Annotated in this window: 8 protein-coding genes; 1 reads left to right on the forward strand and 7 read right to left on the reverse strand. The window is 42.2% G+C overall.

Going from position 1 to position 7,411, the window contains the following annotated elements; genetic code table 11:
* A partial coding sequence (locus tag VK080_RS08385) for a hypothetical protein (protein ID WP_324224316.1) occupies positions 1–217 on the forward strand: 217 nt, incomplete at its 5' end.
* A 147-nt stretch (positions 218–364) separates the two neighbouring features.
* Here VK080_RS08385 and VK080_RS08390 read toward each other — a convergent pair.
* The 7 genes from VK080_RS08390 to VK080_RS08420 all read right to left on the reverse strand — a co-directional run bounded on the left by VK080_RS08390 (position 365) and on the right by VK080_RS08420 (position 7,031).
* Positions 365–1,072 (reverse strand): hypothetical protein, encoded by a 708-nt coding sequence (locus VK080_RS08390; protein WP_324224317.1) that lies wholly within the window; start codon positions 1,070–1,072, stop codon positions 365–367.
* 3 nt (positions 1,073–1,075) lie between these two features.
* On the reverse strand, positions 1,076–1,930 hold the full coding sequence (locus tag VK080_RS08395; protein WP_324224318.1) for an ABC transporter ATP-binding protein: 855 nt from the start codon (positions 1,928–1,930) through the stop codon (positions 1,076–1,078).
* Complete coding sequence (locus VK080_RS08400) at positions 1,920–2,297, reverse strand: GntR family transcriptional regulator (RefSeq protein ID WP_324224321.1); 378 nt, start codon at positions 2,295–2,297, stop codon at positions 1,920–1,922. Before VK080_RS08400 ends, VK080_RS08395 begins: the two co-directional genes overlap by 11 nt.
* Before the next feature lie 242 nt (positions 2,298–2,539).
* The gene (locus VK080_RS08405; protein WP_324224319.1) at positions 2,540–2,719 is read right to left on the reverse strand and encodes a toxin-antitoxin system HicB family antitoxin; all 180 of its coding nucleotides are present in this window, start codon (positions 2,717–2,719) and stop codon (positions 2,540–2,542) included.
* Positions 2,720–2,733: 14 nt separating this feature from the next.
* On the reverse strand, positions 2,734–3,579 hold the full coding sequence (locus VK080_RS08410; RefSeq protein ID WP_324224322.1) for an SPFH domain-containing protein: 846 nt from the start codon (positions 3,577–3,579) through the stop codon (positions 2,734–2,736).
* 82 nt (positions 3,580–3,661) lie between these two features.
* A complete protein-coding gene (locus VK080_RS08415) occupies positions 3,662–4,531 on the reverse strand; it encodes a ComEC/Rec2 family competence protein (RefSeq protein WP_324224320.1) in 870 nt (289 codons plus the stop codon).
* A gap of 367 nt (positions 4,532–4,898) precedes the next feature.
* Positions 4,899–7,031, reverse strand: coding sequence for an ATP-dependent Clp protease ATP-binding subunit (locus VK080_RS08420; RefSeq protein WP_324224323.1), 2,133 nt, complete (start codon positions 7,029–7,031; stop codon positions 4,899–4,901).
* Positions 7,032–7,411: the final 380 nt, after the last annotated feature.

Genomic DNA, 7,411 nt, shown 5'->3' on the forward strand with positions numbered 1-7,411 from the left:
GGATGTAGGACTACCTTTAAAGCCCTATTGTCCTTTTTTCTTCAAAGTAGGTCGTATATATCCGAAAATTCAATCAATTATCACAGACCTTAAATTCAATTATTTGACTGAGCTATTATTTTTTTATGCAACGCTAGTGAAAATATATACAATGCTACCGATTTGGCAAAATATAAACCATTGCTCTCCAAATTTAACAGCAGGTAAGCTATTATAATACTGGCAAGTAGACTGGCCAGCAAAATTGACCAAAATATTATAAATTGACGTCGCATGTCAGTTATAAAGAAATAAAGCAGTCCTTTTATTTGCCTCCCCATTTATGATGCCCCCTTCTTTTCCATTAAATAAATCAACAATTTTCCTATCTGACTTTAACCGTTGTGATCCGTCGCAAAAACAGAAAAGATATACCATAAATCACGGCGCCAACACCCAGCAGCTGATAAAAGAAATCAAGATTAATTCCCGCAAATACATCAACAACGAATTCAATGAGCCATCCCTGTGCTACGCCTAACAAACTGACAACCAGCAGCGCGCCAAGAAAACTGCCGCCGCCCGCGAGACCATATTTATAAAACAACAGACCGATGAGAAACATAACAGTAAAGAAAAAGAACATAATGGCTGTATCAATGAGAACGCGTGTGTACCATGTTTCATGCAGGAAATAGACCGGATGAAGAAATACAAAGAAATCGATTCCTGTCGCGTTCATTAATGCCATGACAAGCTCCTGCAGGATAGTGGCAGTAAGAGCCATTGCAAACGAAAGTACCAGAAAAAATATCCCCGTGCTGACAAATAAATTTTTCCGCGTTGCACCCATTTTAATGGCAAACGGCACGGAATCCTTCACGGTCAGAAATCCCACAATCGCACAGTATACATACATGGGCCCTGTCAGACTGAATGTAAAAATCGTATCCACATCATCCAAACTTGCCAGGAAATACGTGAAAGCCAGCGAAACAACTAATATAGCCAGTAAAATCGTCGAAAAAACAATCAGTGAGTAACGCTGATCCGATCCGTAAAAGTAAAGTAACCCTTTTATCTGTCTGACCATTTATTATGCCCCTTTCTTTTCCGTCAAATAAATCATCAGTTCCTGAATTGGTATGCCCTCAACAGACAAATCAGCTGCTTTTGCCTGTTCCATATTTCCGTACACGTAGGCAGTCATCATGCCGGCAAGCTGCTTGCTCTGAATGACTTCCTTGCCTTTGATAAACGCTTCAACATCCTGAACAGGTCCGGAAACCGCGTATGCATGGTCACGTAACGTGTCCGCTTCTTCCTTTAGTACAAGTTTCCCATCCTGCAAAATAAGCACTTCCTCAAACATCAGACTGACTTCATTAATCAGGTGCGTGGAAAAAATAATTGTCCGTTTTTCTTCCTCGTATTCTTCCAGCAATATATCATAGAACTTCTTGCGCGCGGCGGCATCCAGCCCAATATACGGTTCATCAAAAATCGTGATCGGTGCCTTGCTTGCCAGCCCAACGATAATGCCCAGCGCTGATGCCATCCCTTTTGACAAAGCTTTCACTTTCGCATTCAAACTGAGGTTATATTCACGTATTAATTCATCAGCCAATTCCTGGTCCCATGTCGGATAAAAATAGGCATAAATCCGCAGCACATTTTTGACTTTCAATTCTTTTTTAAAGTTATCGCCTTCTTTAATCAGGCAAATGGATTCCGTTAAACGCTGATTATCGAATGGATTTTCCCCATCAATCAGGATCTCGCCTTGTGACGCTAAAATATGGCCTGACAGAATTTCCATAAACGTTGTCTTCCCTGCGCCATTCCTTCCCAGAAGTCCATATATTTTGGGTTCTGACAGCGTAAACGACACATCGTCCAATGCATTTGTATCCTTATAGTTTTTTGATATATTTTTCACTTCAATTTTCATCTCTGTTCTCCTCCCTGTTTACCATTTCCATCAGCTCGCGTTTATTAATATTTAGCTTCTCCGCCTCTTCTTTTAATGGCAGCACATAATGTTCATAAAACGTCTGCTTCCGCTTTTCGATTAAAATCGTTTCAGCATCTTCAGTCACAAACATTCCGACACCCCTCCGCTTCACTAAAATCCCTTCATCCACCAGCTCGTTGGTCCCTTTTGCTGCCGTTGCCGGGTTGATTTGATAGTGTTTGGCAAATTCATTTGTGGACGGGACACGTTCACCCGGCTTAATTGTTCCATTGATAATCGCGTCTTCAAGATATTCTTTGATCTGCAGAAAAATGGGCTTATTTTCATCCAATTGCAATTTCATCATGAAGCTCCTTAGCTAATCGGTTAATTACTTATGTAACTAACCATATAGCAATAGATGTTTTTTGTCAATAATTTTTTGAAAAATAGACAAAAAGAGTCTCCGGGATTTGAAAAACGCTGAAATGCCGAATTTCACCGTTAATTCACTAAAGGTCACAAGAAAAAGTACTAAAGTTCGCATTTAAGATAGGATGGAAATCCATTAAAAAAGCCCCGCACCTTAACTAAGTGCGGGGCTTTTTAATCTTCCCCTATTTTCTTATCCTGTGATTTTGGGAGACGACCTGCTCTTTTGGCTGATTCACGTAGCAAAAATTCCACATGGCTGTTGACGCTCCGGAACTCATCTGTTGCCCACGACTGCAAGACCTCATACAATTTCGGATCAATTCTTAATGGGAAATTCTTTTTTTTAGCCATCGAAACCCTTCTTTTTACTGATAAAGTGATCCGGTGTTGACAACCGGCTGTGTACCATTGTCAGACACAATCGACACCATCAGATTATTGACCATGGTCGCACGCCGTTCTTCATCCAAATCAACGACACCATCCTTCTCAAGCTGGGCAATGGCGTCCTCGACCATTCCGACAGCACCTTCAACAATTTGTTTTCTTGCAGCAATTATCGCACTGGCCTGCTGGCGCTGCAGCATCGCCTGGGCAACTTCAGGTGAATAAGCAAGATGTGTCAGCCGTGTTTCAAGTACCTCCACACCGGCAACCGTCAGCCGCTCCTGAAGATCCTTTGCCAACTGTGCCGATACTTCTTCCGCATTGCCGCGAAGTGTCATTTCATCGTCCGTAAATGTATCATACGGATATTGGGTGGCAACAGCACGGATGGCTGTTTCACTCTGAATTTCCACATATTTTTCATAACGGTCCACTTCAAAAACCGCTTTGGCAGCATCCACCACCCTGAACACAATTACAGCGGCAATTTCAATTGGGTTCCCGTTGACATCGTTAACTTTCAGCCGGCTGCTGTTAAAATTCCGGACACGCAATGACACCATCCGCCTGATTGAAAATGGAATGGTAACGGCTATCCCTTCTTTTCGAATACTCCCCATATATTTTCCGAGAAAAATGACCACAGCTGCTTGATTCGGCTGAACGACAGTAATACCGCTTCCCAATGCAATGGCAATCACGAGGGCAATGCCCCCAATGATTAACTGTCCTTCCAGAAAACTCATGACCGTCACTGCCACCAGTATGACGATTGCAAGAATCCCGACATACCCATTCATCATCCACGCATCTTTTTCACGAATCACCTGGACACTCACACCTTCCCCTATATTAATTTCATATTTATATTATTATGATATCACTATTGTTTATTTTTGTAAATAATTATCCAGTACGTAAACTGGTTGTCGGGTTTTTCTCATTAAAGATGACAAATCCTTTTCCATCTGTCCGAATGGTTATATCACCAAATACCGACGTTGGATAGATGGCTGTATTGACCTCGTGTAAATTTTCGATTACCCGGTCAACCGGGTGCCCAAATTCATTTTTTTTGCCATATGTCAATATGGCAACATTTGGGCTTACCTCCCGCAAAAATTTAAGCGACGTACTTGTATGTGATCCGTGATGTGCCACTTTCAATATTTCCGCGTCAAGATTATGCTGTTTTATCAATCGTTTTTCCTGTTCTTTTTCAACATCACTCATCAGCAAAAAATCCATGTTCTTAAAAGTGATGTTCAATACAATAGAAGATTCATTATTTGTTTTGGAACCTGTGTGTGTATTCAAAATGCGCATCTTCAGTAAAGGGTCAATTTTAAGCAGATCGTTGCGCTCGGCAATTTCAATCGGAATCTGCCGTTTCAGAATCTGACTAACGTACCGGGCATACGTTCTGGTCGAGTGAATTTTCCCGGTATCTACAATTCTATCCACTTCAATCGATTTCATAACATCTATCAGCCCGCCAATATGATCGATATCCGGATGTGTTGCAATCATTAAATCAATCTTATCTACGTTGTGTTCTTCAAGAAATGCGACAACTTTCTTCCCAGCAGCGGGCGGCCCACCATCGATCAGGATGTTTTTTTGGGAAGGGGTCTGTACCAGTATACTGTCCCCCTGTCCAACGTCAATGAAATGAACATCCATAGCCGACTTCTCCCGGGCATCTATGTATGTTGACGGAATGATTGCCACAGTCATCAACAAGACTAAAAACCACAACATGATTCGCTGCTGCATGTGAAACATCCTTTTTTTCTGAGTCCTTATAGTTTTTGCGAATTGGGATTACTATTATGTGACATGATCGGTGAAAATATTATGGCTTGATTACTGATGATAATGATGTGTTGCCTCTTATGTTGACAACCGCGTATGGTGGTTTGGTCGATATTCCCCGGAATTCGGGCGATTCTTTGGATCATCATTCTGTAACCAAAAACAAAAAGCCGCTGAACAGCATCAGCGGCTTCCTATTCTGCAAGCAATGTTTATCCCGCATGTAACCGGCAGTGAGACCCCACATCAAATCTTTGGTAGTTGGGGTCAACTGCTGGTAAATGCCCAATCAGTGGGGAAAAGAGGCCCCACTGATTGAAGGTTTACTTTATCTTGTTTTGCTAACAACAATGTCGCCATCTTTGACATCTACATTAACAGCTTCGATCGATTCTTCTTCCAATATCAGATCGGTCAGCTGGTCTTCAATTTTGTCCTGGATGACACGACGCAATGGACGTGCACCAAAGCGAGAGTCATAGCCAAGCTGGACAAGCTCATGTTTAGCTTCGTCCGTTACCGAAATGGAGATGTCATTTTCTTCAATGGTTTCTTCAAGTTCTGCCAGCATCAGGTCAACAATCTGCAGAAGGCTTTCTTCCGTCAGTTCGTTGAATGTAATGATGCTGTCAAAACGGTTCAGAAACTCAGGTTTGAAATATGCACTTAAGTTTTCAAGGGTTTGAACCGATTCGTGTTCCTCACGGTTGAAACCGACATTGATTTGTTTTTCACCGGTTCCGGCGTTACTTGTCATGATGATAACCGTGTCTTTAAAGCTTACAGTCGTGCCGTGTGAGTCAGTCAGCTGTCCGTCTTCCATAATTTGCAGGAACATATTTTGCACATCTGGATGTGCTTTTTCAATTTCATCCAGCAAAAGGATAGAGTACGGGTTACGGCGGATTTTTTCCGTCAGCTGTCCAGCCTCTTCATGGCCGACATATCCTGGTGGTGAACCGATGATTTTAGAAACGGCGTGTTTTTCCATATACTCACTCATATCAAGACGGATCATGCTGTCACGTGAGCCAAATAACTCTTCAGCCAATGCTTTTGACAATTCTGTTTTACCCACACCGGTCGGGCCGACAAACAGGAATGAGCCAATTGGGCGATATTTAGATTTGAGACCCGCACGGCTGCGGCGGACGGCTTTGGCTACTTTTTGTACTGCTTCGTCCTGGCCGATGACTTTAGCGCTGAGATGTTCACCCAGGTTACGCATTTTTTCTTGTTCATCTGCTTGCAGTTTCGTAACCGGGATACCGGTTTTTTCCTCAACAATTAGCTGGATATCGGAAATGTCCACATCGACAACTTGTTCTTTATCTTTTGCTTTTTCTAATTGTTTTTGCAGCTGGATTTCCTGATAACGCAGATGAGCTGCTTTTTCATAGTCTTCTTTTTCAGCGGCTGTTTCTTTTTCGCGGGTGATTTCATCCAAACGGTTTTGGATGGAGTCTGAATCTTTCTCGGCATTATCCAGATTCAGACGTGAACCGACCTCATCCATCAAGTCAATTGCCTTATCCGGCAGGAAGCGATCCTGAATATAACGTTGTGATAGTGTCACAAACGCGCGGATGGCTTCGTCGGAATAGCGGACTTCATGGAATTTTTCATAACGGTCTTTAATGCCTTGCAAAATCTTAACAGCATCTTCTGTGGACGGCTCTTTGACCATCACTGGCTGGAAACGGCGCTCAAGAGCAGCGTCTTTTTCAATTTGACGATACTCTTTCAATGTGGTGGCACCAATTAATTGCAGTTCACCACGTGCGAGCGAAGGTTTCAAAATGTTGCCCGCGTCCATTTGGGAACTTTCGGCGGTACCGGCACCAACCAACAGATGGATTTCGTCAACGAACAGGATGACATTTTGCCGTTCTTGCAATTCCTGAACAAGCTGTTTCATCCGTTCTTCAAACTGACCGCGCATGCTTGTATTGGCAACAAGTGATGCGACGTCCAACAGATAAATTTCTTTATCCATCAGTTTGGCCGGCACTTTGCCTTCCGTAATTTTGAGCGCCAGTCCTTCGGCGATCGCTGTTTTACCGACACCAGCTTCACCAATCAGGATTGGGTTGTTTTTATTCCGACGGTTCAGTGTTTCAATAACTCGTTTTACTTCACTGTCACGACCGATGACTGGATCAATCAAACCAGCGCGGGCTGCGTTGGTAACATTTTTACCCAGTTGATCAAGCAGGCCGTTGCCATTGCCAGCCCCTTGCTGTGTTTTTGTTCCGGTAAATCCTTGACCTTGCTGACTATTGCCCTGGAAAAATTTATTGGCAAAATCACCTTGCTGGCCTTGACCAAAGTCACCACTCATCATGCTTCCCTGGATTTCCCGGAAGCATTGTTCACATAAGTGCATATTCATTCGTTGGTTGTTGATTTGCATTGACATATTAATGTTAGCTGGACGAATACCACAATTTTGACATTGCATCATGTGATTCCTCCTTATTTGATTTCAAAAATTTATTTAAAAGGTTTGACTTTGACTATCTTTGACCTTTCACTGATTATTATACTCTGACCTTCTTTGACTTTCAAGTGTTTTTGCTTAACTTTTTCAAAAAAATTTGAGTCACTTCACATTCATCTATCAAATAGTTGTTTTTGGAAAATCAGACTTTTTGACAGCCTCTACTAGACAAATTAAAACAGGCTAACCGTTTAGATTAGCTATAATGGACCCAAGATTTTAGACACGAAAAAAGGAGATGTTAAGGTAGGTATATGAAACGCAAAAGATATACACCAGAATTCAAATCACAAATCGTGTTGGAAATCTTGAAGGAAGAAAAATCAATGAGCCAGATTGCT

The sequence above is a fragment of the Lentibacillus sp. genome, from assembly GCF_035301925.1.
Classification (GTDB): Bacteria; Bacillota; Bacilli; order Bacillales; family Amphibacillaceae; genus Lentibacillus.

Excerpts from the sequence above, each read along its gene's own strand:
- VK080_RS08400 (WP_324224321.1), bottom strand. The coding sequence starts at position 2,297 with ATGAAATTGCAATTGGATGAAAATAAGCCCATTTTTCTGCAGATCAAA.
- VK080_RS08415 (WP_324224320.1), bottom strand. The coding sequence starts at position 4,531 with ATGCAGCAGCGAATCATGTTGTGGTTTTTAGTCTTGTTGATGACTGTG.
- VK080_RS08420 (WP_324224323.1), bottom strand. The coding sequence starts at position 7,031 with ATGCAATGTCAAAATTGTGGTATTCGTCCAGCTAACATTAATATGTCA.
- VK080_RS08405 (WP_324224319.1), bottom strand. The coding sequence starts at position 2,719 with ATGGCTAAAAAAAAGAATTTCCCATTAAGAATTGATCCGAAATTGTAT.
- VK080_RS08390 (WP_324224317.1), bottom strand. The coding sequence starts at position 1,072 with ATGGTCAGACAGATAAAAGGGTTACTTTACTTTTACGGATCGGATCAG.
- VK080_RS08395 (WP_324224318.1), bottom strand. The coding sequence starts at position 1,930 with ATGAAAATTGAAGTGAAAAATATATCAAAAAACTATAAGGATACAAAT.